The following is a 22,292-nucleotide window of genomic DNA, read 5'->3' as shown; positions in this document are numbered from 1 at the left end:
GGATACCAATGAAAGTGTTGTGGGCCAATGCCATTAGGTTTTAAGTTTTGGTCCCTTGTTGGAATCGTACATTTTAATTAAATGATAAACATGTATGATGCAGAAAACTATTCCGGCAATAACAAGGGGCACGGAATTTAGCATAGCACCATAAATAATGTAGAAAAAACTGGAAATTAAATGCCAAAGACGGAATTTGCCCATATCCTTTTTGGTAATGGCAAAGAAACCGGTAAGGATGGCGATATAGCCAATGCTCTCAATTACTAAGTTCGTCATTTTTTAAATTTTTCAAGGTTCTTTGCATATAATCGCTTTGGTTCACTTTTTCTTCAATCTTTAGGAATTCCTCCAAAAAATTGGGACTGTCTTCCAGTAGGTCCATAACGGTCTGTCTTCCTGCGGTCCAATATTTTTCAAAAAGTGGTAATTGTTTATATGCTTTTTCTGTTAGCGTTAAGATCTGCTTTCTTTTATCTTCAGTATCGGTCCTAGTTTCTACATGTCCGTTTTTTTTCATTTTATTAATGATTTTTATCACGGCAGGATGTGAGAATTGTAATGTTTCCGATATTTCTGTAATTGTCATGGCTTCATTTTCTTGCAGGAGAATAAAGATCAAGTTCCAGTTGGGTTCAATATCCAGTCCTTCAGATTTGTATAGTTCCTTGGTACTATAGAGTAGGGAATCACTTAATCTCTTAAGCCTACTGGTTAGTCCAACATATTCCATTTCCGTTAAAAAGTCGTTCATGATATTCTAATTAAGTAACTGGTTACGCAAATGTAAATAATTTTCTGTAACTGGTTACATAGTTTGATTTTTTTTGAATAAAATAATTACCCATTTGATCTGTCCGACAGAAAATAGTGGATAATTTATATGGTTGAATATTAGAATTAGAATGTTTAACTTTCAAAAAAATTATAAAGAACCAACCATGCAAAAAAAAACTGCTTTAGCCGTATTGTCGATTATTTCCTCTTTGGGATTATCATCCACCATAATGGCGCAAAATACCCAACACGATCATACCCACCATGCCCATGAAAATAATGACATGGCCCATCATCACCCACATGGCCCTATGGCTTCTGATGAAATTCCAATGCAGGCAAAATTGCTAACGGGTCAAGGTGAGTTTATTTTTTCTTGGGACCAAGAATTAACGGCGGCATTTCCAAAAGAGGCTCATGAATTTGAACCCGGAATGCATGGTGGATTTAATGAGGATCCGCAAACCGGTATTGTTTATACCGGAATTCCCGGCTACGGACTATGTGCCATAAGCCCCGATTTAAAAAAATGGTCAACCATTGGTAATGATCCACGTTTAAAGGATAATATTCATGGTATTGTTTTCTTTGTTCACAAAGGCAAAAAATACCTTGCGGTGGCCCAGGAGGGCAAAAGAGTTCTGGTATTGACCTTGGACGGAACAATAGTTAGTGAAATTTTGAAGCCTACCGGAAGTGAATTCAAGTTTGCCGAAGCCAATAAGTTCTTCGGGTCAAAGGATAGTAATTTTGGGGTTACGGATGTTACTTACCTTAATGGTACCCTATATGTGGCCCACGGTTATTCCGCTGGGGATTTCGTGATGACAATTAAAGAAAAGAATGGGGTTTGGAGCTGGGGAAAACTAGCCTGGGGAGGAAAAGGTGATAATCCCGGCCAGTTCCAGACAGCGCACGGTATTTATGCTCACGAAAAACATATTCTAGTAGCCAATAGGGCTGCAGGACAGGTAGTGAAATTTACTAAGAAGGGTAAGTTTGTTGAAACTTTTAATGATATTCCAGAAGGTAGTTTGGTATGTAATGTCTCCAATAAAGCGGAGCACTACTTCTTAAATGCCTTGCAGGCGATTGGCGAACAAAAATCGGCACCTATCTATGTGCATAGCGGTGAGAAGTTGCTTTCTACTGTAATTCCAGGGGATTTGGATATTCCTGTCCTTACAAATATTCATCAGGTTTGGCCGCATATTGTTACGGAAAACGGAACCAAACAATTGTACCTTCTGGTACATGGATGGAACAAAGGAAAATTTGCCGTCTTGAAAATGGAAAAATAAAAAAATGGCCTCCCTGAAAAGGAGGCCATTTAATTTTGTTGTAAAGGAATTATTTGATAGGGGTAAGGACAATATTGCGATAGGCTACATTGCCATGGTCCCCTTGCAAATAGATAGGCCCCGGACTTAAAACATCGGAAGACATGGCTCCACCAGTAGGCCCCCAAACGGGTTGATTGTCGATTATTTTTTTACCGTTAAAGATTACCGTCACATGTCGGTCTACCAGTGTAATATCAAAGGTCTGCCATTCCCCGGCAGGTTTTTCGGCTGCCTCACTGGGGGTAATACGACTATATAAGGCTCCCATATTATGGGAATCCAACTCCTTACCATAGGAATCCACTACCTGAATTTCATAAAGTCCGCGTAGGTAGACCCCACTATTGTTTCCTTCAGGTACATTAACTTCCAGCTTTAGGTTGAAATCCTTAAATTCCTGTAGGGTGCGAATGTTTCCATAGGAAATATGTTCGCCATCTTCTGGTTGAACGGGATTGTTCATCAGCGTGCCGTCTACTACCTTAAAGCCATTGGCTTTTTCTGGATCCATCAATTTCCAACCGCTTAAATCCTTCCCATTGAACAATTTAATCGGTTTTTCATATTTCAACTTGGACAGATCCGGTGTGCTAGGCATGGGCGGCATACGTTTTCCGGTAAAATTTTTAATGGAAACCCCGCTTCCATCCCTATTAGGGCTGCTCATGGTACCCTCCAAGGCATCCCCAACTTTTTTAACTTCCAAAGTATAGGTTATGGTATGGCTGCGATCGGAACTTCTTTTGACCTGATTGGTTCGGGTAACAATCAACGTATTTTCGTCCAATAAATAAACGTTGGACACAGGAACTACACTACCGCCTATCCACAGTAGTTCGGCATCCAAAAACCCTTGATCTTCGTGTACGTTTAGCCAGCCGGCACCCCCGCCTTCAACGTCAAGCCCCCACATACCCATAAAAGGATTGGCAAATATCTGTTGTGCCGTACTATTTGCGAAGCCGTTAAGGGCTATAAATATTAATATCATAGAAGTAATTGTCCGTCTCATTTTAATGTGTTTTAGTATGGTTTAATTAATTAAATGGATTGCTGTTATCTATGGAAGGTAATCAATTATTTAAAATGGATATTCATTTCAACCCGGGAAATTCAATCAAATTCCGCAATGGCAAAACTCCAAAAGCAATACCCTCAGGTAAATACTCAGTTTTTAATAAAAACCATACAGTGTTGCCATGGTAGGTTGTCTATGTTTCTGTGAAGTTTCAACCCGGCAGCTTTCATTTCCTTGATGGCCTGTGCTTCCGTCATTTTGTGTATCTTTTTTATGGGCACCGACCCATCTTCACCCCGGTATTCAATTAAAAACAGTTTGCCATCGGACTTTAGGGCTTTTTTAATTGAGGTCAACATCTCTGCCGGATAATTAAATTCGTGGTACACATCTACCATAAGTACCTTGTCCAAAGAATTTTCAGCTATGTTTATAATTTTTTCTCCGCCTTTAATCACCCTTACATTTTTAATTTGGTCCCGCTCTGTGCGCTTATTGATCTCTTCCAGCATTTCATCCTGAATATCCACTGCATAGATGAGCCCACGACCGGCCAATTTTGCCATCTTAAAAACATGGTAACCGGAACCTGCACCAATATCAGCTATATTATCCTCTGGTTCAATACCCATATTTAGCAGTAGGGTAGTGGTGTTTTCCTCTTCTTCACGCTCTGGACGGTCTAACCACTGCATTCCCTGATACCCCATTACATATGCAATTTCCCTACCCATATACCATTTTCCAATACCATTGGGATCACCTTTTTTATAGGTATAATTGGCGTTGGGAGACTTGTCTTGAGCAATTCCCGGTTGCCACGGTAATAAAAACAAGAAAAGCAATAAGGTCTTGGCAACTTTTTTCATAGGGTTTTAAATTTCTAGTTCCTTTGTAAGGGATAATGGTGGGGAAGATTAATTACCCTATTAAAAGTAATGAAATTAATGCATTCCTATCCCTGAAATTGTGGAAAGGCGTTTTGCAATTTTTTTGATTTCCTTTGACGGTTTTCCTAACAAGTATTCCAAGACAGTTTAAGAAGCGCTATGCCATGGTCTAAAATTTAATCAGGGCATAATTATTCATTTGATATGCGGTTAAGACTGTCATAGCGGATAGTGCAACCTTTACTTCAGGTAGTAGATCCTCTTTGCTATAGCCCATAGAAGACATTGATTGACCGCATAAATAAACATCTACGCCAATTTCGGAAAGTGTTTTTATTAAATTCCTATTAGGGTTGTCCGTATTGAATTTTTCTATGTAAACAGTCGGGGACAGTGCATCTTTGGTGGAGCTTCCGTGTAATACAAGAGCTAAGTGAATCTTGTCCTTGGGGACTCCGTATCGCACATGCATATTGTAATAGCGGTGCAGACTAGAGATGATAGGATTGCTAGTACTTGGGTCTGTTTGCTTTCTGTCGATGTCAAAAATTGCCTTTAAGTCCTTCGATGTATCGGGCAGGAAATCCAAATCAGCAATGGAGAATACAGCACCAACATCGTTGAAAACGGGTCCAGTTGTTGGTTCGTTCTTTTGCCCAAAAGTCAAGCTTGTTTGTATAAACAACAGGGATAAAAATAATAGGAGAGGAGATCTATTCTGCATCTTTTATTCGGATAATTGAATAGTAGGTTCCACTTTGGAATATTAGGACAAAGGGTTGGGACTACTATTCGGGTTGGTACTTTTCCAAAAATAAATATTTTGTTTTTATTTAAGACCTTCCCAATTGTATATTTACGAATAGCCATGTGGGACTGGACCTTATTATTCGTTGGATCCTTATATTATAAGTCGCAGGTACATTGAAATGCGATAATTGAAGGCACCCCTCCTTTTTATTGGAATTTAAGGCCCAATACCCACACCTATGGGTAGGTTCCTTAAATAAGGGCAGGACTTTTTTCGGGGTTTGTTACTGACATTTAGTTTTGTTTTTATTTAGAATATCTGTTTTTATGTAATCGTTCTTTAAGACAGGGCTCCATATAAAATCGGTAATTTCCGATAGGGTGAAATTATCTTTCGGATCGGTGGAAAGTAGTAATTGGGTAAAATTATCTTCCATTCCCTTTAAGATATCCAAATCGCAGGCAGACAATTCCCCTTTTACCGCCAGGGCTCCGAGTTGGTCAATCTCCATCGGTTTCAGGCCTTTTTTCATTTGTACGGCTACGGCTTTTTGGGTATCCATACGTTGAACCGTAAACAAAGCATCCATATTATTGGATATGTAGAATGTATTGAATTGATATCTACCTCCTGTTATATATATTGCAGCATCGGTAAGGCAGGGAGAAGCTTTACTGACGATTCGGGTATTGGTACGGTCTACGATACCATCTGGATATAATTCTTGCATTGCCCGTTGCAAAGCAAGATGCCCTACCACCAGTCCATCACAAAGATGGCCATGAAATTTTACCAGGTCATCCAAATCTATATTTTGAATATTCCCTAAACGTCCTTTTGAAAAATCGGTGTCATTGACCTGCATAACAGTTTTAACCAAGGCGTGTTTTTTGGGAAGGTAGAGTTTATAGGAATGGGTGCCCGTGGTAATTTCATCCAAATGTCCCATAAAAGTCTGGTCGTTCTTCAAAAAGTGTATATGTACAAAACTGTTTGACCCTGTGAATATTCCCTGATGCTGTTCCGAATAGAAACCCAATAATTCACCATTATTGTTTTCCAAAAAAAACTTTTGGGATTTTACATCGGGTCTATAGCCTTCAATTTCTGGGCTTCTGGGCGTAACGATATGAGCGGTGATTTGGTTAAATTCCCCTGCAATCCGAAAAGCAAATGGTTCTTTTAAATCATAACCTTTACTTATTGCCAATGCAGCCACTTTTTCCTGTATTTCCTGAGTACTATTTATGGGACCATCAAAATAAAATTCTTCCCAGTCCTTTACATTGCTATAGACGAAAAAAGGAGAACGAATATCCCAACTTTGACTAACCACGCCCTTGTCCTTGACAAATGCTGTGGCAAAGAAGGGCTTACCATCAAAAACAGTTATCTCGCCCTTCATTTTATCGTAGGGACCCATTGCGAACAAATTGGATTTATCGGGTAGGGTATCCAGCCAGATCTCAAGGGGATAGGTGGTCCCCATATCTTTCATTGCTCCTTTTGTATGAACTTTTGGAGTGTTTTGCGCTATTGAGCTTTGAAATGAAAAGGCAATTGATACCAAGATTAAAACTAGTTTTTTCATGGGTATTTACAATTGGTTATAAAATAAGATTAAAAAGATATCCTGAAATGATGATGCAGACTGTCACAATCCCAAAAAAGATGGCAATTAACTTTAGGGACATTACTTTTTTAAGCAAAGTAGCTTCAGGAATGGATAAGCCTACCGTTGCCATCATAAAGGCGATGGCAGTGCCTAGCGGTACCCCTTTTGCTACAAAGACCTGAATTATAGGAACAATTCCGGCGGCATTGGCATACATGGGTACTGCAACAAGTACAGCAAGGGGAACAGTCCACCATTGGCCACCTCCCAAATAGGTATTAAAAAAGTTTTCCGGAACATAGCCGTGCATTGCGGCACCGATTGCAATCCCGATAACCACATAAAGAAGCACACCTTTTACAATATCCCAGGCACCACGTGAAATTTCAGGCAGTCGTTGGTAGAAAGTTTGTTTTGCCCCTTCGTATTCGCCATGTTGCATTTTATTTTCAAGTATTTTTTTTACCCAATCCGAAAGTAAAGGTTCCAAGTTAAATTTGCCAAGTAGCCAACCACCAATAGTACCTAAAACAATACCTGAAACAGCGTAAATCAGGGTAGCTTTTACGCCAAACATACCAAGAAACATGGCCACGGCAACTTCATTCACTAAAGGAGAGGTGATCAAAAAAGAGAAGGTGACACCTAAGGGAATTCCTCCTTGTACAAATCCAATAAACAGTGGTACCGAAGAGCAGGAGCAAAAAGGAGTTATTGCACCAAATACGGAAGAAAAAAAGTATTCCAAACCGTAAAGTTTCTTTTTATTCAAATAGTCTTTTAGTCGTTCTATAGGAAAATAAGCATTCACTATTCCCATAATAAAAACAACAAAAAATAGGAGAATAAGAATTTTGAGGGTATCATACACAAAGAAATTCAGGGCAGTTCCCAAATGGGTTTCTGCCCCAACCTTAAAAAGAGTATATATAAGCCAATCGGCAAAATGTTGTAACCAATCAAACATGTTCAATAATGTCTATAGTTCCTAAAATTGTGCAAGAAAGTTTTAAGGTATTGTAGATAGTGCCAAACTTTTCAAGGTTCTTTTTAAGTAAATCTGTATTCAATCTTTTATCGTTGCTATAGATGGTCAAATTGTAAACGATATTGTCCATCCTAGGTGGATTTTCAAGTCGTGTAGCATTGACCTCAAGAGTGGCTTTCGTAAAACTAAAATTCATCATACCGGAAAAACGTTCCACATTTTTCAATATACAGGCAGCAAATGACCCCAATAATAATTCGGCGGGATTGGGCAAGATTTCAGCAGTATTTGGAGTTGTTCCAAAATCTATATTGGATTCCTTAATATGAACAACGGCATCCTGATTTGATATGGATGATGCCTTGATTTGATAATTCATAAAACTCATTATAATTAGTTTAATAGTGCCAGTACCTCATCTTTTGATGGTACCCGGCCTTTAATGGTAATAACATCATCTATGACCAATGCCGGTGTTGTCATTACATTGTACTTCATTATTTCCATGATGTCCTCAACTTTCTCAATAGTAGCATCAATGTTGTTTTCGGAGATCACCTTTTGAACTACTCCGGTCATGGACTGGCATTTGGGACAACCTGTCCCCAATATTTTAATTACTTTGCTCATAATACTAATTTTAGTTTATCGCCAATAGACGATGCGATTGTTGAAAAATATCAATCGAAAAATTTCTGAAACAACGATTTTGCAATGTTCCAATTTTCCTGATCGATACAGTACTTTATTTTGGGCGGCTTTAATTCTCCTTGAATAAGACCGGCATTTTTCAATTCCTTTAGATGTTGGGAAACCGTAGATTGCGCCAAAGGAAATACATCGACCAAATCGCCTGTGAAACAACAGGATTGGTTTTCAAGATGCTTTAAAATGGCAATACGTGTTGGATGCCCTAAGGCTTTTGCAAATTTTGCCAAAGCTTCCGTGTCTTCCTTGTATTCTATATGTTCTAGACTTCGTTTCATTTCTCTAACTCCAATGTTTTGTTGTTCCCTAGCAATTAGTCAATAAATAGTTATTGATAATGACAATATTTTGGTGTCTGCTTTCTTAAACTTATTAATTCTGTTAGTAGTAGCTTAAGGCCTATCCCGTATAATCTATTGCTTATCGCAAATATACGATTGGACTTTAAATGGAAATGTGACTTTTGTCACATTAATCCAATATTATTTGTCTATTGGAAAACGGCCCCTTTACTTTTAATTAAGATTTTAGAGTTTGAATTTTTATTGCTAAGCACATCCATCACTTCCTTAGCTTGGTTTCCCTAATATATGGATTGCTATATAAAGTCTTTTGATTAATTCCGATAGTTTATTATTGGATTGCTCTTTTGCGAGTTAAAAATTATAGAATTCAGACTTTATATATTTAAATAATTCAAGTATGCTCAAAATGTAAACTTAATTTTATGAATAATTTAATTAACATTCCATTTAACAGTATTTTGATGTATTATATTTTACATAATTATACATTTACTGTGAATTTTTTAATAAAATTAAATTTTTTCAATAAAATTGATAATCCATTCAAAACGTGTTTTTTCAAGCTTTTTGTCCCTCGTTTTTATGTTGGGACTGGTTCATGGGATTGTATCAAAATATTCCGCTGATACCATTATGGTCTTTGAGTTGGAACAGCAGGATAATCAGGATGGATCCGAATCCGATCTGGATGAGGAAGTAATTGATTTTAGTCTTCCCAATAAACAAATGCTTCTGACCAAGTATCTCTATAGAAGCAATAGGTTTGAGATACGAACGAGTTCCAATATGGAAATCCAAATTATTGGTATTTCCCAGCCAACCCCTCCACCTGAGCATATAGGTTAATAATCTATTTTACGCTTACCATAAAACATAAAAGTTATGGTAACAGCCTATCGTTAATTATTAATCATATAGGACCATCCGCATGTTAACTATACAGGACGGGTCTATATACCTTTATTTTCTAATATTATATTTCCATGAATTTATTTAAACACTGGAAAAAAGACTTGCCATCAAGTCTAGTAGTTTTCTTTGTAGCATTGCCTTTATGTTTGGGTGTGGCCCTGGCCAGTGGGGCACCCCCGTTTGCAGGTCTTATTGCCGGTCTGATTGGCGGGGTACTGGTAGGTTACCTATCAGGTTCCGCCATAGGGGTGAGCGGACCGGCCGCAGGGCTGGTGGTAATTGTCTTAAACGCCATAACCGAATTGGGCAGCTATGAACTTTTTCTTACTGCCGTAATTTTGGCAGGGATCATCCAAATTCTACTAGGTATTTTTCGTGCTGGTGTAATTGGCTATTATTTCCCTTCGGCAGTAATAAAGGGAATGCTTAGCGCAATAGGAATCATGATTTTTATACAACAGATTCCATTGGCTTTAGGATTTAGTGGCGATGTCAACACCGATAGAATCAATTTAAGTGGACTTCATGATCAATTTACCCCTGGAGCCATATTGATTACTTTGGTATCATTGGGCATACTATTGGTTTGGGATGAAGTCTTGGCTAAAAAAAATAAAATGTTCAAGTTAATTCCTGCCCCGCTTATTGCGGTAATAGTTGGAATAATCCTCTATGTTACTGTTGGGACATCAGGTTTTTTGACCCTGCATGAAAGTCAGTTGGTAAGTGTACCCGTTCCTAAGGATTTTTCGTCTTTTATGGGACAGTTTACACTACCTGACTTTTCCTCCCTGGCCAATGGATCGGTTTATGTAATTGCCTTTACCATCGCCATTGTAGCAAGTCTTGAAACTTTATTGAGTGTGGAGGCCACGGACAAATTGGATCCCTATAAGAGACAGACACCTACGAACAGGGAATTGATTGCCCAGGGAATTGGAAACAGTATTTCAGGATTGATCGGTGGTATACCAATAACACAAGTGGTTGTTCGTAGTACGGCGAACGTGATGAGTGGGGCAATGTCCAAACTCTCCGCTATTTTACATGGATTCCTGATCTTGCTAAGTGTCATTGCCATACCTACCTTGCTCAACCTCATTCCCCAGGCTGTTTTGGCCAGTGTTCTTTTGGTAATAGGTTATAAACTGGCCAACCCCAAGTCGTTTGTACAGATGTATAGATTGGGTAGGGCCCAATTCATTCCCTTTATTGTAACGGTAATAGGCATTGTGGCCACCGACTTGTTGAAGGGTATTCTAATAGGGTTGACCATTGGGTTGATCGTTGTGCTTTTAAAGTCTTACTACAATTCACATCACGTGCTCCTAAAAGAATACCAAGGGAAACAAAATTTATTTCATATCAACTTTGCCGAGGAGGTAACCTTTATAAATAAAGGGCCTATCATGAAGGAGTTGGATGCTTTGGAAAAGGATTCCTACCTGGAACTGGATTTTAGAAAGACCAAAATTCTAGACTACGATATCTTGGAGTACTTGGATGAATTTTCAATCAAGGCGAAGAACAATAACATCAATATTAAAATGATTGCAGAAAAGGAAACCTTGGATAATCCTGAAAGTTTCAGGAAATATTTCGGACATCAGGTATTTCAATTAGGCCATTAATAGCAAAACGAAAACAACATGAAAACAGAATTTTATAAAAGCTTGATCGAGAATAATAGTAAGTGGGTGCAATCCAAGTTGGATAGTGACCCGGAATTTTTCAAAAAACTGGAAAAGGGACAGCAACCCCCTTTGTTATGGATTGGATGTTCGGACAGTCGGGTACCTGCCAATGAGATTATTGGTGCCAAACCAGGAGAGGTTTTTGTGCATAGAAACATTGCCAATATGGTGGTACATTACGACATGAATATGCTCAGCGTCCTGGACTATGCGGTCAACGTACTTAAGATAAAACACATAATTGTTTGTGGACATTACGGTTGTGGGGGTGTAAAGGCCGCTATGGGCAGTAAGTCATATGGTCTTGCAGATAATTGGATTCGTCATATCAGGGATGTTTACAGACACCACCAAGTTGCATTGGGAGTAATAAAGGGGGAAGAGGAACTCTTTGAACGCTTTGTTGAATACAACGCTATGGAACAGGTATACAATCTAGCGAAAACTTCAATTGTTCAAAATGCATGGGAAAGAAAGCAGGATCTTTACCTGCATGGATGGGTTTATGGTGTTGGAACGGGAATTGTCAAGGATTTGGAAGTCAACTTCAGCTGTAATACCCAATTAGAGGAGTTTTATAAGCTGGAAATCATTTAAATTAGAAACCCTTGGTGTATTTTAAAATATTGGAAAAATATCAATGTTCTTATAGTCCATATAGTTTAGTTGCACTAAGGGTAAATTTTACCTATTATTGATGATATATAAACTAAGTCAAAAGTTGATCAATAGAGGAGTCAACATAATTAACCTTCTGCCACATTGGTAGATACTTTTATAGGTGATGAGTAGTTTCAAATTATTAATATATAGCTAACCTTCCTTTCATCCTACCTATAAACATATTAGATTAACTTGGCAGTATAGTTAACAGCAGTATGAAATTAAAAAGCATTTTATTTTCTTTTTCTCCATTTTTCTGTATAATGATCTGCGGATATGGGGTGTTTGCCCAAGAAACCAATACCCCGGAGCTTTATTTGGAGCCTATTTTTCATGTGAATTACGGGGATGCTACCGCGGATAAACCCCAGTCAAAATCATGGACAAACCAATATGGGCAGTGGGTAATAGTAGGGGATGGGGATGGTCCCAAATTATTGAAAAAGGAGACTTCTTCCTGGGCGAGTCAATTTGAAGTAAATAAGGCCTGGCATAATTTACCCAGTAGGGCAGACGTATATAGTACAGGTGATGACGCGCATATAGTCCTGGTTGGGGAATGTGTTTTGGATGTAGTTCAAATAAGGTATTCCCGCAAAAGCAAACAATACGAACATCAGTGGAAGGAATCCCTTCCTATTCCACAGGACTGTGAATCCCTTGAAACTGCTACCATTACCCGAGATTCCAAAAACCAATTTTGGGTGGTTGCGGATGTGAACCAAAGAATTATGGTTTGGCATTCCAAGAATGGCAGGGATTGGTCGGAACCCTTTACACTGGCACAAGACATTAATAAAGACGATATTTCCTTAATAGTCAGTCTAAAAAATCAAGTATCCGTTATCTGGTCCAACCAAAACAGTCAATCTATCATTGAGCGAATCCACATGGATGGGGAAGAGCCCAATAACTGGTCGGAGCCCATAATTGTTCAACAGGGCGATAATAATGCAGACGATCACTTGAATGCTACTGTATTTAAAAATGGGGAAATGGCCTTGGTTACCAAGAACAGCGTGGATCAAATTAATCAACCTCAGTTTGTATTACGGATAAGGGACAAAGAGGGAAGATGGACGAACATTCCGTACGAGAACCTCACTGCTCAAAGAAGTCCTTCCCGTCCTATTATTAATCATGTTGAATCCGGAAAAATATATGAAGCACACGCCGTAAAAAATAGAGAGAATAATTTATATATTATTTCAGTCAATGAAATAGTAAAAAAGAAAGATGGCTGGGAGTTTCGGGAACTCATCCAATTAAAAACCAAAATAAAAGGGAAAAATGGTGATGTTACGTCCAGTAAGGCCAGTTTTTTACCCAAGGAGGCCAAACTTATATTTTTTTCCGATGATTTGGGCAATATATATTCGTTTGACCTTGATAGTTTATAGCTGGAATATTGTCGGAGAACCATTGTGAATTGAAATATAACTTAACTACCGAACTCTTAAATCTTCAGTTTAGACCTACGTGTTAAAACCTTCTATCGTAAAATGTTGGTCTTCGGATAATTATGTCGTAGCGGAAACTTTCCTAGCAAAAGAGCCTACCTACGATCGGTGTTGTTATATATCCCAAATTCAGAAATTGTGAATATCTATTTAAGGAATAGGGGGGCAAATTTTTCTTTAAGGACTATTTTTGGCATCCTTAAAAAAATATAGATATGAGTCAGACTTGGTACGAGTGCAAGGTAAAATATAGAAAAATCCATGAAACTGGAGAACAGAAAGTAACAACGGAAACTTATTTGTTGGATGCGATATCGTATACCGAAGCGGAGAGCAGAATAAACGAAGAGATGGCCGCTTATACTAGTGAAGAATTCTTGATTACCAATATAAAAGTTGCTAATTTTTCGGAGGTGCATCCTTTTGAGAATTCCGATCGCTGGTTTAAATCAAAGGTGGCTTTAATTGCCTTTGACGAGAATAGTGGTAAGGAAAGAAAAACCAATACTTATTTATTGGTACAGGCCAATGATGTAAAGGAAGCCTATGACAATACCATACAGGCCATGAAAGGTACCATGGGCGATTACACCATTCCTGTAATATCGGAATCTCCGATCATGGATGTATTTCCATATTTTTCAGGCGAAGAAGGGGATATGGACCAATTGGAAAAGTTTAATGCCCTAAAGGCTTCAACTTCGGAGTCCAACGTACTTAATGAAGACTTGGAAGCTTTGGATACTTTTGAAAACGAAGAAGCCTTGGCAGTTGGAGCATTGGAAGGGGAAGAGGAGTAGACCAATTTTCTTGGGATAAATATTGTAAAGAGGGCTTATAAGCCCTCTTTTTGTTTCTAGGACCCGTATTTAAGAAACCACGGGCATATTGAAATTTTATAAAATAACAAACCCCGCTACAATGGCGGGGTTTCTAGTTTATTACCCGGTTCCTTAAAGAGGACCAATATTGGCCTTTGTTTTTAGGTTGTTAGGGCTTCGCGTTTTTTCTTTTTGTTCAACACTCTATCCAGTACGGTATCCTTATCCAACTTTTTGGTACAGAAGAACCAATCCTTACAATCTATTTCACTGTCTTCCATTCTGTCTTTGGCTGTACCACAAGAACCGGCGGGTCCCACTATTACATCATCTCCCGGACGCCAATCGGCAGGAGTGGCAACTCCAAATTCGTCAGCGGCCTGCAACGCAATGATTACTCTGTATAGTTCATCAAAGTTTCTACCCAAACTTAAAGGATAATAAATAATAGTTCTTATTATCCCCTTTGGATCAATAAAGAAAACAGCTCTAACCGCTTTTGTTGAATCTTCATTGGGTTGGATCATTCCATATTTTTTGGCAACTTCCATGGTAATGTCTTCAATTAAAGGAAAATTTACTTCAACATTTTTCATCCCTTTGTATTCTATTTTTTCCTTTATGGTACGTAACCATGCAATATGGCTGTACAAACCATCTATTGAAAGACCAACAAGCTTACAATTGGCTTCTGCAAACTTATCTTCCATTGTAGCAAAGGTCATAAACTCCGAGGTACAAACAGGAGTAAAGTCGGCCGGATGACTAAATAGGATTACCCAGTCGCCTTTGTAATCACTAGGGAAATTTATATTACCTTGGGTTGTAACAGCTTTAAATTCTGGTGCAGCATCCCCAATTCGTGGCATGCTGATGTGTTCGTTTACTTGATCTTGTTCCATTGTTCTATATTTAGAATATTTATGGAACTAAGGTATTTGAATTATAAGTTTTGCACAGTGACCAATGTTACACACCTTCAATTAATTGTAAATGGTAGGATAAATTCATTTACCATGTCATACGGAATATTATGGCCCCTTTTTAAGAAATTATAAACTGTTCTACAATAGGATCCCTCCTGAAGCCTCTATGCGTTGACCGTTGATCCAGTGGGCATCCTCGGTACACAAAAATGCCACCACACCGCCAATATCTTCAGGTTCTCCTACTCTTCCCAAGGCAGTGGCAGCGGTTACAGCCTTTCTTTTTTGCTCGTTTGTTTTGTTCTCTCCACCACCAAAATCCGTTGCTACTGCCCCTGGAGCCACAACATTTGCGGTAATTTTTCTATGTGCCAATTCTTTGGCCAAGTATCTGGTAAATACTTCTACAGCAGCTTTAGTTGGGGCATAGGCCGATGAATTTGGAAAAGTAAATCTGGTTAGACCGGAAGAAATGTTAATAATTCTACTACCGTCATTTAAATAGGGCAGGGCCTTTTGGGTTAGGAAATAGACTCCCTTGAAATGAACATTGACCATTTCATCAAACTGTTCTTCCGTGGTTTCGATAAAAGGTTGATAAATTCCGGTACCGGCATTGTTTATCAAAAAATCGAATTTTTCCTTAGCTGTTTCGGTTTTTAGATAAGTGGAAAGCTGATTGAAGAATTGATCAAAGGAATTAATCTTAGCGGTGTCCAATTGTAGCGCATGCGCCAATCTGCCCATGTTCCTTATCTCGGCCACAACTTTATCTGCCGCCGATTTGTTGGAGTGGTAGGTAATAATGACATCGATTCCTTTTTTTGCGATATTAATGGCCATATCCTTACCTAGGCCTCGACTTCCTCCTGTTACTACTGCAATTTTGTTTTCAGGCATTATAATGGATTTTTGTTTTTGTAAAATTCGGGAATATTATAGAAATGGACCAGCTCCCTCTTAATTTTATAGCAGGAATGTTATCTCGTTTTTAGTTTGGATTGATATGATAGCTTATTGTTTTGTACTGACTTATGCAGGACAAGAGAGGAGCGACTTTGGCTTATTGGGTTGTTTTTATTTTTTCCTTTTTAACAATTATAAAACAAAGAATGGATGAAACCAGGGTCAAAATACCTCCCAAAATTAATTCTATCAAACTTTTGGCGAACATATTGCCTATCGTATTCAGGGCAAAAAAGACCACAAATATCCATATGAGTATATCAACGACCTTATTTCTTTTTCTGCTCTCCAAAAGTTTGTATTTAATGGACAGTATCAAAATCATGAAGAGATTGATCAGGATGGAAAAAGCTTCAAAGGCTTTCATTTCCTCAACAGAATTTAATTTACCTGCCCAGACTTTATCATAGGGTATTTGCTCCGTGAAAATTAATACATGAAATATTAAAAGTGTTCCCAGCAATAGGAACATAATTTTCAAGGCAATTCTTTTATTCATTTTAGCACAAATTTTAAATGCTTAAAACTATTAATATTTAGTCTTAAGAATACAGAAATCATAGTTAAATGGGGTCAAACAGGGCTTATTATTAGGCGTTGTGTTTATTTTGGGCAACATGGGTTCGATTGATTTTTATCAATGATAGTTGTTTAGGGTAAATAGGGATTAGGTCACCAATCGCCAAGGTTTCCGAGGTTTTCTGGACAAAAGGCCATTGGCCTCAGAATCTCCAATAAATTTCTCCTTTTCCGAATCCCAATTGAGTTTCCTTCCCAATCTGTATGAAATCAATCCCAAGTGCATGGGCAGAGTCATGGTGCGGGCATAGGCCAGATTTGATTCAGGTTGGGTTCTCGACTTTACGGCATCCACAAAGTTTTGTTGGTGCCCCGGAGAGCGGATAATGCTTTGTGGTATTTCCGGGATATCGGTCATAGTTTCACCATTGATGGTTATTTCACGGGAATTGTAATCACAAATTAAACTCCCCTTGTCTCCTTCAAAATAGGCGCCTATTCCTCGCTCTGCGGCACCAGGAACATTTGGAGGTTCACTGGTCCAATAAAGATTTAAACCGTCGAACTCATAATCGATTTCGATCCATTTTGGCGTGTCGGCGATGCCTTCGGCTTTTTCCCCTCGGGCAACAATACTTTTTAGACCCTTGGGTTCCAAGGCCCAAAAGGCAACATCGGCAATATGGCACCAGAAATCGGCAAAGAAGCCTCCTGAATAATCCAAGAAATAACGATATGTAAAGTGGCATTTCTCCGGCATATAATCTACATAGGGTGCAGGTCCCAGCCACATATCCCAATTAAGACCTTTGGGGATGGCCACACTTTTAGGATTGCCCAAATTTGGTGGTGCACCTGTTTTCCATAAACGAACCGTGTGTACATTACCAATGGCGCCCGACTTTATAATTTCTACCACGCGATGGTAATTATCGGTAGCATGAATCTGCGTTCCCATTTGAAAAATACGGTCGTGCTTTTCCATATTTTTGAGCATCATTTGCCCTTCTTTAACATCATAGGACAGTGGTTTTTCACCGTACACATCCTTTCCTGCCTGAAAAGCCAAAGTTGCGATCTGTGCATGCCAATGGTCCGGGGTAGCACAGGTGATGGCATCAATGTCATTACGGTCCAGAATATTTCGAAAATCCCCATAGCCTTTCACCTTTTTTCCGGGCTGAAGGGTTTCCATTGTTTTTAGGCTACTTGCAAGGTGCATTTCGTCTACATCGCAAAGGGCTACTACATCCACCTCCGGCAGGGCGCTGAACCATTTCATATGGTTGTTCCCCATACCGCCTACACCAATGTGTGCCACCCGTAAGCGATCGCTAGGAGCAATCCTACCGTAGGCCGAAGGCAATAAGGTTAGGCCCAATAGGCCTAAACCACTTTGTTTAATAAATTCTCTACGATGTTGGTCTTTTGATTTCATTTACGATTAGATTGGTTCAATTAAATATTGGAAAGTCCATGACCAAATCTTTGGGGCCCGATCTATCTTAGTTCTTCAGCTTCGCGAATAGCCATTCTTTTTTCAATTCCTTTTGTTCAGGGTAGTGCCAATGTTGTGTTTTTTGAAAAAGATGTAGTTCCTTTGGTGCAGTCATTACATTATAAGCGGAATAAGTTGAGGCAGGTGGACAAACATTGTCATTATACCCCCAACTGTACCAACCCGGTACTTTTACGAAGCGAGCAAAATTTACAACATCATAATACTTGGAAACTTCTATTTTCTCTGTTTTGTTGGTGAATTCGTCCACGAAAATCTGAGGCCAACCTCCGGCACGCCCATGTAAAAATCCGGTCATATCGGATAGGGCAGGATAAAAGGCAGCCAGATAATCAATTCTATCATCCAAACTTGCAGTCACAATGGAAAGCGCACCGCCTTGGCTACCACCGGTTACCGCAATATCTTCGCCATTAAAATCATCCACACTTTCTATAAAATCAACTGCTCTAACACAACCGAGATATACACGGCGGAAGTAGGCATTATCCCTATCATCCAAATTAAAGGTCTGGTAACCGTTTAGGGGCCCTCTGCTAAGATTGTCATAAACGCTTTTATCCAAGTTTACGGGAATGCCGTGAATACCAATGGTAAAAGAGATAAAACCTTCCGCAGCTTCGTCAATTTCCCCAGAATAGGGTCTTATTCCAGCACCGGGCACATGTAGGATGGCGGGATATTTTCCTGCTTTTTTGGGTTTGGTAAGAATACCATAGATTTTACCTTTTATATTGTCCAATTGCACATGGTATACATCTACCTTGTCCGTGCACCGTTCAGGCATCAAGGTCAGTACCGCGTTCATGGGTACTTGATTCAATTCTTCCTTGCCTTTATTCCTAAACGCCTCAAAATCCTTCGGTAAAGTGGTCGTGGGCTGTATTTTGTCTGGTGCAAAACCTACCGTGGTATAGGAAGAATACTCCTTGCCATCTACTTCAACGGTTGCTGTGCAACGGAGAAATCCCGGTTCGGTGAATTTTTTGGCCTTAATTTTTGTGGAATTGTTTCTAAGGGTACGTGTGCCCTCATCCCAAATTTTTAAGGTTCGGTACCCAGGGTCGGGCTGGACAGTGTACTTAATTTCGATATCGTCTAAGAGAACATTGTTTTTATAAACTGAAATAGTAAATTCTGCCTGTTCCCCAATAGAATAGGTCCAATCGGTATGGTTTGGGCTTACAATAACTTCTACTAGTTCTTGGCGGGGTTGTGCAATTAAATAAGTGCTAAAAAGGAGAAAGCACGCAAGGGAAGTGAAAATTTTCATTTTTAATTTTTTGGTTTAATTTGTGTTCAACATTGTAGTAATGCGGTGAGCATGCCTATATTTTAAGTGGAAGAAATTGGTAATGATTCCCTACTACTGTAGAAAGATAGTAAATTAGGTGGAATTTTAGTCCCTAAATGCACTAGACCCCACAATGTGAGGTCTAGATTTTTATAAGTTTTTAGAAAATGTCCGTTTTAGGACCCGGATTCTTCCATTTCCATGATGAGATTGGCGATCAATGCTGTCCAGCCCGTTTGGTGCGAAGCACCTAGCCCTTTACCATTATCGCCATCAAAAAATTCGTAAAAGAGATGTTGGTTTCTAAAGTGCTCATCTTTTGAGAAAAGTTTATTCTTATCATCAGCATGATACTGGAATTTGCCTTCCGCATTATGTTCAAAAAGTTTCACCAATCTCTTGGTGAGCTCATTGGCGATTTCCTTTAAATTTAGCTTAACACCGGATCCCGTGGGGAACTCGTACTGATAGGTTGGCCCATAAAAGGTATAGTACTTTCGCAAAGATTGAATGATCATATAATTCAATGGCATCCAGATGGGCCCTCTCCAGTTGGAGTTGCCCCCGAACATATTGGAGCGACTCTCACCAGGTTCGTAGTGAATGGTATAATGACCGTTATGAGCGAATACAAAAGGATGATCTTTATGGTATTTTGAAAGCGAACGTATACCAAAGTCTGAAAGAAATTCATCTTCGTCCAAAAGGCGCTTCAAGAGTTTTTCCAACCTATAGGCACGCATAATAGAAAACAGATAATTACCTTCTGGATTGGCCTCTTCAATATTGGAGATCAGGGAAGCGAGATCTGGCCTAGTACGAACAATTTCGGCTGCCCTAATCTTAAATTCCTTCAATTGTTCAAAGAGGTCCTTATGAATGATCTCAACGGCAAACATTGGAATTATACCTACCAAGGAACGCACCTTCAATCTACTTGTTGCCCCATTGGAAAGTTCAACCACGTCATAATAAAAATCGTCCTCATCATCCCACAGTGAGATATCTTTTTTCCCAATATGGTGCATGGCCCAGGCAATATTCAGGAAATGCCTGAAGAATTTGGCGGCGGACTCCTCATACACTTTATTGGTCTTCGCCAGTTCTAGCGACATACGCAGCATATTTACCGTAAACATAGCCATCCAACTGGTGGCATCGGCTTGCTGCATTCTGCTAACCCCTTCCGGCATATGATTACGGTCGAACACACCAATGTTGTCCAGCCCCAAAAATCCACCTTCAAAGAGATCCGTACCATGTTTGTCTTTTTGGTTTACCCACCAAGTAAAATTGATGAGTAGTTTTTGAAAAGCATTTTCCAAAAACTTGGTATCCCCTGTACCGTTCCTTTGTTTGTCCTTTTCATATACATTCCATACCGCCCAGGAATGGACAGGAGGGTTAACGTCGCTAAAGTTCCATTCATAGGCAGGAATTTGTCCGTTCGGGTGCATATAATTTTCCCGCAGTACCAAGAGCAATTGTTCCTTGGCAAAATAGGGGTCTATTTCTACAAAGGAAACCATGTGAAAGGCTAAGTCCCAGGCCGCATACCAAGGATACTCCCATTTGTCGGGCATAGATATTACATGCCTATTGGTAAGGTGCTGCCAGGTAAAATTTCTAGCGGCCACACGGAAAGGTTTTGGTTCCCCTGGTCCTCCAAAAAGCCATTTAAAGACATCATAATAATAGAATTGTTTGGTCCACAACAAACCTGAGAAGGCACTTTTGGCTATCTTTTGGTGGGTTTCGGGCAAGTTTTTCTTTAGTTTGCTATCATAAAATTCTTCACATTCTTTTATCCTTTCCTCAAATATAGCATCAAAATCTGCCCAGGGATCTTGCAATTTCTTTTTACTGAGACGTACCCTTATACTCTTTTCTTCACCGGCCTTTAGCTTAAATTTGTGCCAGATGGCCGATTTGGAACCATTCTTTTCAGGGTTAACGGTGCGCTTGCCGTTTACTACATGATCGTTTATACCATCCTTAACATAGTCTACCTCATTGGCAACATTATAAATTCGCTTATTGTTGGTCTCGTTTTCACAAAAGAGTTGATCGCCATTCTCGTGATAAAGGTAGTGTCTACCGTTTCTTATACTTCTGGACTGCAAGCAGTTGTCTGCAACGGATTTAATGGAAGGACGTTTAAATCGCTTATTGTGCTTCCAGAAATTTCTGAACCAAAGGTGTGGCAGCACATGTATATTGGCCTTTCTGCGGCCTCTGTTGACCACCGTGATTTTCATAAGAATATCTTCCACGTCCGCTTTGGCATATTCAATATAACAATCGAAATAGGCATTGTTATTAAAAGATTTGGAATCCAACAACTCATATTCCATATCCTCCCGGCTACGAATGTTGTTATTGACAAGTTCTAGATATGGAAATTTTTTATGTGGATACTTATACAGGTATTTACAGTAAGAGTGGGTTGGGGTGGACATCTGATGAAAGTAGAGCTCCTTAACATCTTCTCCGTGATTACCTTGATTATTGGTAAGGCCGAACAATCGTTCCTTTAAAATTTCATCCTTGCCGTTCCAAAATGCAGGAGCCAAACATAATATCTCCCTGGAGTCGCAAAAGCCACCTATTCCTTCTTCTCCCCATCTATAGGCGTTGCTACGGGCCTTGTCATGACCTACAAAATCCCATGCATGTCCATGTTCGCTATAATCTTCCCGAACAGTACCCCATTGTCTTTCTGCCAAATACGGACCCCATTTTTTCCAGTGTTTGTAGGTATCGGGAACAGCAAGTCTGTCTTCCTCAGCAATTTTCGGGGTAAAATGTGCCATTGAGATATTGTTTTTGTGTCTTAAATAGAATTAAACCATAGATGTTTAAAACCGGAATGTTATATAGTTATCGATAAATATTTAAATAGCTATTTTTTCATTCGGGTATAATTGTAAAAATAAGACTAATTACTTCAGTTGGTAATTAAACCTTTCAATATTACCTAATTGTTATTTTTATGGATAATCTTTTGTTATCCCATTAAAAAAAACGATTCAAATTAAAGAAGTCATATTAGATACACTCGTGTGGATTGGTAGTGTATTCTTAATATTAAGAATTGCTTTAAGGTATTCTTATTGTTAAAGC

At 39.1% G+C, this 22,292-nt stretch carries 22 protein-coding genes; 6 read left to right on the top strand and 16 right to left on the bottom strand.

Annotation, left to right across the window (positions count from 1 at the left end):
- Positions 1-33: 33 nt before the first annotated feature.
- Positions 34-279 carry a YgjV family protein gene (locus MWU82_RS15525; protein ID WP_072861693.1) on the bottom strand — a complete coding sequence of 82 codons (246 nt, stop codon included), beginning with the start codon at positions 277-279 and terminating at the stop codon, positions 34-36.
- Positions 260-754: a helix-turn-helix domain-containing protein gene (locus tag MWU82_RS15520; protein ID WP_247097069.1), complete on the bottom strand. Its 495-nt coding sequence runs from the start codon at positions 752-754 to the stop codon at positions 260-262. The genes MWU82_RS15525 and MWU82_RS15520 overlap by 20 nt, the downstream gene beginning before the upstream one ends.
- 187 nt (positions 755-941) lie before the next feature.
- Between MWU82_RS15520 and MWU82_RS15515 the strand changes: the two genes are divergently transcribed.
- Complete coding sequence (locus tag MWU82_RS15515; RefSeq protein ID WP_247097068.1) at positions 942-2,078, top strand: hypothetical protein; 1,137 nt, start codon at positions 942-944, stop codon at positions 2,076-2,078.
- A gap of 49 nt (positions 2,079-2,127) precedes the next feature.
- On the opposite strand, the gene MWU82_RS15510 is transcribed toward MWU82_RS15515, so the two are convergent.
- From MWU82_RS15510 to MWU82_RS15475, 8 genes are all read right to left on the bottom strand, one after another.
- On the bottom strand, positions 2,128-3,132 hold the full coding sequence (locus tag MWU82_RS15510) for a DUF1080 domain-containing protein (protein WP_215949033.1): 1,005 nt from the start codon (positions 3,130-3,132) through the stop codon (positions 2,128-2,130).
- A 155-nt stretch (positions 3,133-3,287) separates the two neighbouring features.
- Positions 3,288-4,007: a class I SAM-dependent methyltransferase gene (locus MWU82_RS15505; RefSeq protein WP_247097067.1), complete on the bottom strand. Its 720-nt coding sequence runs from the start codon at positions 4,005-4,007 to the stop codon at positions 3,288-3,290.
- A gap of 190 nt (positions 4,008-4,197) precedes the next feature.
- A complete protein-coding gene (locus MWU82_RS15500; protein ID WP_247097066.1) occupies positions 4,198-4,752 on the bottom strand; it encodes a DsrE family protein in 555 nt (184 codons plus the stop codon).
- A gap of 310 nt (positions 4,753-5,062) precedes the next feature.
- On the bottom strand, positions 5,063-6,370 hold the full coding sequence (locus MWU82_RS15495; RefSeq protein ID WP_247097065.1) for an FmdE family protein: 1,308 nt from the start codon (positions 6,368-6,370) through the stop codon (positions 5,063-5,065).
- Between the two features lie 16 nt (positions 6,371-6,386).
- Positions 6,387-7,361 (bottom strand): permease, encoded by a 975-nt coding sequence (locus tag MWU82_RS15490; protein WP_247097064.1) that lies wholly within the window; start codon positions 7,359-7,361, stop codon positions 6,387-6,389.
- The gene (locus MWU82_RS15485) at positions 7,354-7,770 is read right to left on the bottom strand and encodes an OsmC family protein (protein ID WP_247097063.1); all 417 of its coding nucleotides are present in this window, start codon (positions 7,768-7,770) and stop codon (positions 7,354-7,356) included. Before MWU82_RS15485 ends, MWU82_RS15490 begins: the two co-directional genes overlap by 8 nt.
- A 5-nt stretch (positions 7,771-7,775) precedes the next feature.
- Positions 7,776-8,012 carry a thioredoxin family protein gene (locus MWU82_RS15480; RefSeq protein ID WP_215949038.1) on the bottom strand — a complete coding sequence of 79 codons (237 nt, stop codon included), beginning with the start codon at positions 8,010-8,012 and terminating at the stop codon, positions 7,776-7,778.
- A gap of 50 nt (positions 8,013-8,062) precedes the next feature.
- Positions 8,063-8,368 (bottom strand): metalloregulator ArsR/SmtB family transcription factor, encoded by a 306-nt coding sequence (locus MWU82_RS15475; protein ID WP_111623055.1) that lies wholly within the window; start codon positions 8,366-8,368, stop codon positions 8,063-8,065.
- Positions 8,369-8,977: 609 nt separating this feature from the next.
- Here MWU82_RS15475 and MWU82_RS15470 point away from each other — a divergent pair.
- The 5 genes from MWU82_RS15470 (at position 8,978) to MWU82_RS15450 (ending at position 13,924) form a co-directional block, all read left to right on the top strand.
- The gene (locus tag MWU82_RS15470) at positions 8,978-9,241 is read left to right on the top strand and encodes a hypothetical protein (RefSeq protein WP_247097062.1); all 264 of its coding nucleotides are present in this window, start codon (positions 8,978-8,980) and stop codon (positions 9,239-9,241) included.
- A 137-nt stretch (positions 9,242-9,378) separates the two neighbouring features.
- Positions 9,379-10,938 (top strand): SulP family inorganic anion transporter, encoded by a 1,560-nt coding sequence (locus MWU82_RS15465; RefSeq protein WP_215949040.1) that lies wholly within the window; start codon positions 9,379-9,381, stop codon positions 10,936-10,938.
- A gap of 18 nt (positions 10,939-10,956) precedes the next feature.
- On the top strand, positions 10,957-11,598 hold the full coding sequence (can, locus tag MWU82_RS15460) for a carbonate dehydratase (protein WP_247097061.1): 642 nt from the start codon (positions 10,957-10,959) through the stop codon (positions 11,596-11,598).
- A 281-nt stretch (positions 11,599-11,879) separates the two neighbouring features.
- Positions 11,880-13,064, top strand: coding sequence for a hypothetical protein (locus MWU82_RS15455; protein ID WP_247097060.1), 1,185 nt, complete (start codon positions 11,880-11,882; stop codon positions 13,062-13,064).
- A gap of 275 nt (positions 13,065-13,339) precedes the next feature.
- Entirely contained in the window at positions 13,340-13,924 is a 585-nt protein-coding gene (locus tag MWU82_RS15450) for a DUF4494 domain-containing protein (protein ID WP_247097059.1), read from the top strand.
- Between the two features lie 182 nt (positions 13,925-14,106).
- Here the strand turns inward: MWU82_RS15450 and MWU82_RS15445 are convergent, their stop codons facing one another.
- From MWU82_RS15445 to MWU82_RS15420, 6 genes are all read right to left on the bottom strand, one after another.
- Positions 14,107-14,847, bottom strand: coding sequence for a peroxiredoxin (locus MWU82_RS15445; RefSeq protein ID WP_215949044.1), 741 nt, complete (start codon positions 14,845-14,847; stop codon positions 14,107-14,109).
- Positions 14,848-15,009: 162 nt separating this feature from the next.
- Positions 15,010-15,771: an SDR family oxidoreductase gene (locus MWU82_RS15440; RefSeq protein WP_247097058.1), complete on the bottom strand. Its 762-nt coding sequence runs from the start codon at positions 15,769-15,771 to the stop codon at positions 15,010-15,012.
- 163 nt (positions 15,772-15,934) lie between these two features.
- Positions 15,935-16,336: a hypothetical protein gene (locus MWU82_RS15435; protein ID WP_247097057.1), complete on the bottom strand. Its 402-nt coding sequence runs from the start codon at positions 16,334-16,336 to the stop codon at positions 15,935-15,937.
- Positions 16,337-16,504: 168 nt separating this feature from the next.
- Positions 16,505-17,794, bottom strand: coding sequence for a Gfo/Idh/MocA family oxidoreductase (locus MWU82_RS15430; protein ID WP_247097056.1), 1,290 nt, complete (start codon positions 17,792-17,794; stop codon positions 16,505-16,507).
- A gap of 67 nt (positions 17,795-17,861) precedes the next feature.
- The gene (locus MWU82_RS15425; RefSeq protein WP_247097055.1) at positions 17,862-19,148 is read right to left on the bottom strand and encodes an acetylxylan esterase; all 1,287 of its coding nucleotides are present in this window, start codon (positions 19,146-19,148) and stop codon (positions 17,862-17,864) included.
- Positions 19,149-19,345: 197 nt separating this feature from the next.
- On the bottom strand, positions 19,346-21,982 hold the full coding sequence (locus MWU82_RS15420) for a glucosidase (protein ID WP_247097054.1): 2,637 nt from the start codon (positions 21,980-21,982) through the stop codon (positions 19,346-19,348).
- Positions 21,983-22,292 lie beyond the last annotated feature (310 nt).

Origin of the sequence: Arenibacter sp. S6351L, from assembly GCF_023016025.1 — a bacterium.
GTDB lineage: Bacteria > Bacteroidota > Bacteroidia > Flavobacteriales > Flavobacteriaceae > Arenibacter > Arenibacter algicola_B.
This window is presented reverse-complemented; position numbering and strand designations above follow the sequence as displayed.

Excerpts from the sequence above, each read along its gene's own strand:
- MWU82_RS15525 (WP_072861693.1), bottom strand. The coding sequence starts at position 279 with ATGACGAACTTAGTAATTGAGAGCATTGGCTATATCGCCATCCTTACC.
- MWU82_RS15520 (WP_247097069.1), bottom strand. The coding sequence starts at position 754 with ATGAACGACTTTTTAACGGAAATGGAATATGTTGGACTAACCAGTAGG.
- MWU82_RS15515 (WP_247097068.1), top strand. The coding sequence starts at position 942 with ATGCAAAAAAAAACTGCTTTAGCCGTATTGTCGATTATTTCCTCTTTG.
- MWU82_RS15510 (WP_215949033.1), bottom strand. The coding sequence starts at position 3,132 with ATGAGACGGACAATTACTTCTATGATATTAATATTTATAGCCCTTAAC.
- MWU82_RS15505 (WP_247097067.1), bottom strand. The coding sequence starts at position 4,007 with ATGAAAAAAGTTGCCAAGACCTTATTGCTTTTCTTGTTTTTATTACCG.
- MWU82_RS15500 (WP_247097066.1), bottom strand. The coding sequence starts at position 4,752 with ATGCAGAATAGATCTCCTCTCCTATTATTTTTATCCCTGTTGTTTATA.
- MWU82_RS15495 (WP_247097065.1), bottom strand. The coding sequence starts at position 6,370 with ATGAAAAAACTAGTTTTAATCTTGGTATCAATTGCCTTTTCATTTCAA.
- MWU82_RS15490 (WP_247097064.1), bottom strand. The coding sequence starts at position 7,361 with ATGTTTGATTGGTTACAACATTTTGCCGATTGGCTTATATATACTCTT.
- MWU82_RS15485 (WP_247097063.1), bottom strand. The coding sequence starts at position 7,770 with ATGAGTTTTATGAATTATCAAATCAAGGCATCATCCATATCAAATCAG.
- MWU82_RS15480 (WP_215949038.1), bottom strand. The coding sequence starts at position 8,012 with ATGAGCAAAGTAATTAAAATATTGGGGACAGGTTGTCCCAAATGCCAG.
- MWU82_RS15475 (WP_111623055.1), bottom strand. The coding sequence starts at position 8,368 with ATGAAACGAAGTCTAGAACATATAGAATACAAGGAAGACACGGAAGCT.
- MWU82_RS15470 (WP_247097062.1), top strand. The coding sequence starts at position 8,978 with ATGTTGGGACTGGTTCATGGGATTGTATCAAAATATTCCGCTGATACC.
- MWU82_RS15465 (WP_215949040.1), top strand. The coding sequence starts at position 9,379 with ATGAATTTATTTAAACACTGGAAAAAAGACTTGCCATCAAGTCTAGTA.
- can (WP_247097061.1), top strand. The coding sequence starts at position 10,957 with ATGAAAACAGAATTTTATAAAAGCTTGATCGAGAATAATAGTAAGTGG.
- MWU82_RS15455 (WP_247097060.1), top strand. The coding sequence starts at position 11,880 with ATGAAATTAAAAAGCATTTTATTTTCTTTTTCTCCATTTTTCTGTATA.
- MWU82_RS15450 (WP_247097059.1), top strand. The coding sequence starts at position 13,340 with ATGAGTCAGACTTGGTACGAGTGCAAGGTAAAATATAGAAAAATCCAT.
- MWU82_RS15445 (WP_215949044.1), bottom strand. The coding sequence starts at position 14,847 with ATGGAACAAGATCAAGTAAACGAACACATCAGCATGCCACGAATTGGG.
- MWU82_RS15440 (WP_247097058.1), bottom strand. The coding sequence starts at position 15,771 with ATGCCTGAAAACAAAATTGCAGTAGTAACAGGAGGAAGTCGAGGCCTA.
- MWU82_RS15435 (WP_247097057.1), bottom strand. The coding sequence starts at position 16,336 with ATGAATAAAAGAATTGCCTTGAAAATTATGTTCCTATTGCTGGGAACA.
- MWU82_RS15430 (WP_247097056.1), bottom strand. The coding sequence starts at position 17,794 with ATGAAATCAAAAGACCAACATCGTAGAGAATTTATTAAACAAAGTGGT.
- MWU82_RS15425 (WP_247097055.1), bottom strand. The coding sequence starts at position 19,148 with ATGAAAATTTTCACTTCCCTTGCGTGCTTTCTCCTTTTTAGCACTTAT.
- MWU82_RS15420 (WP_247097054.1), bottom strand. The coding sequence starts at position 21,982 with ATGGCACATTTTACCCCGAAAATTGCTGAGGAAGACAGACTTGCTGTT.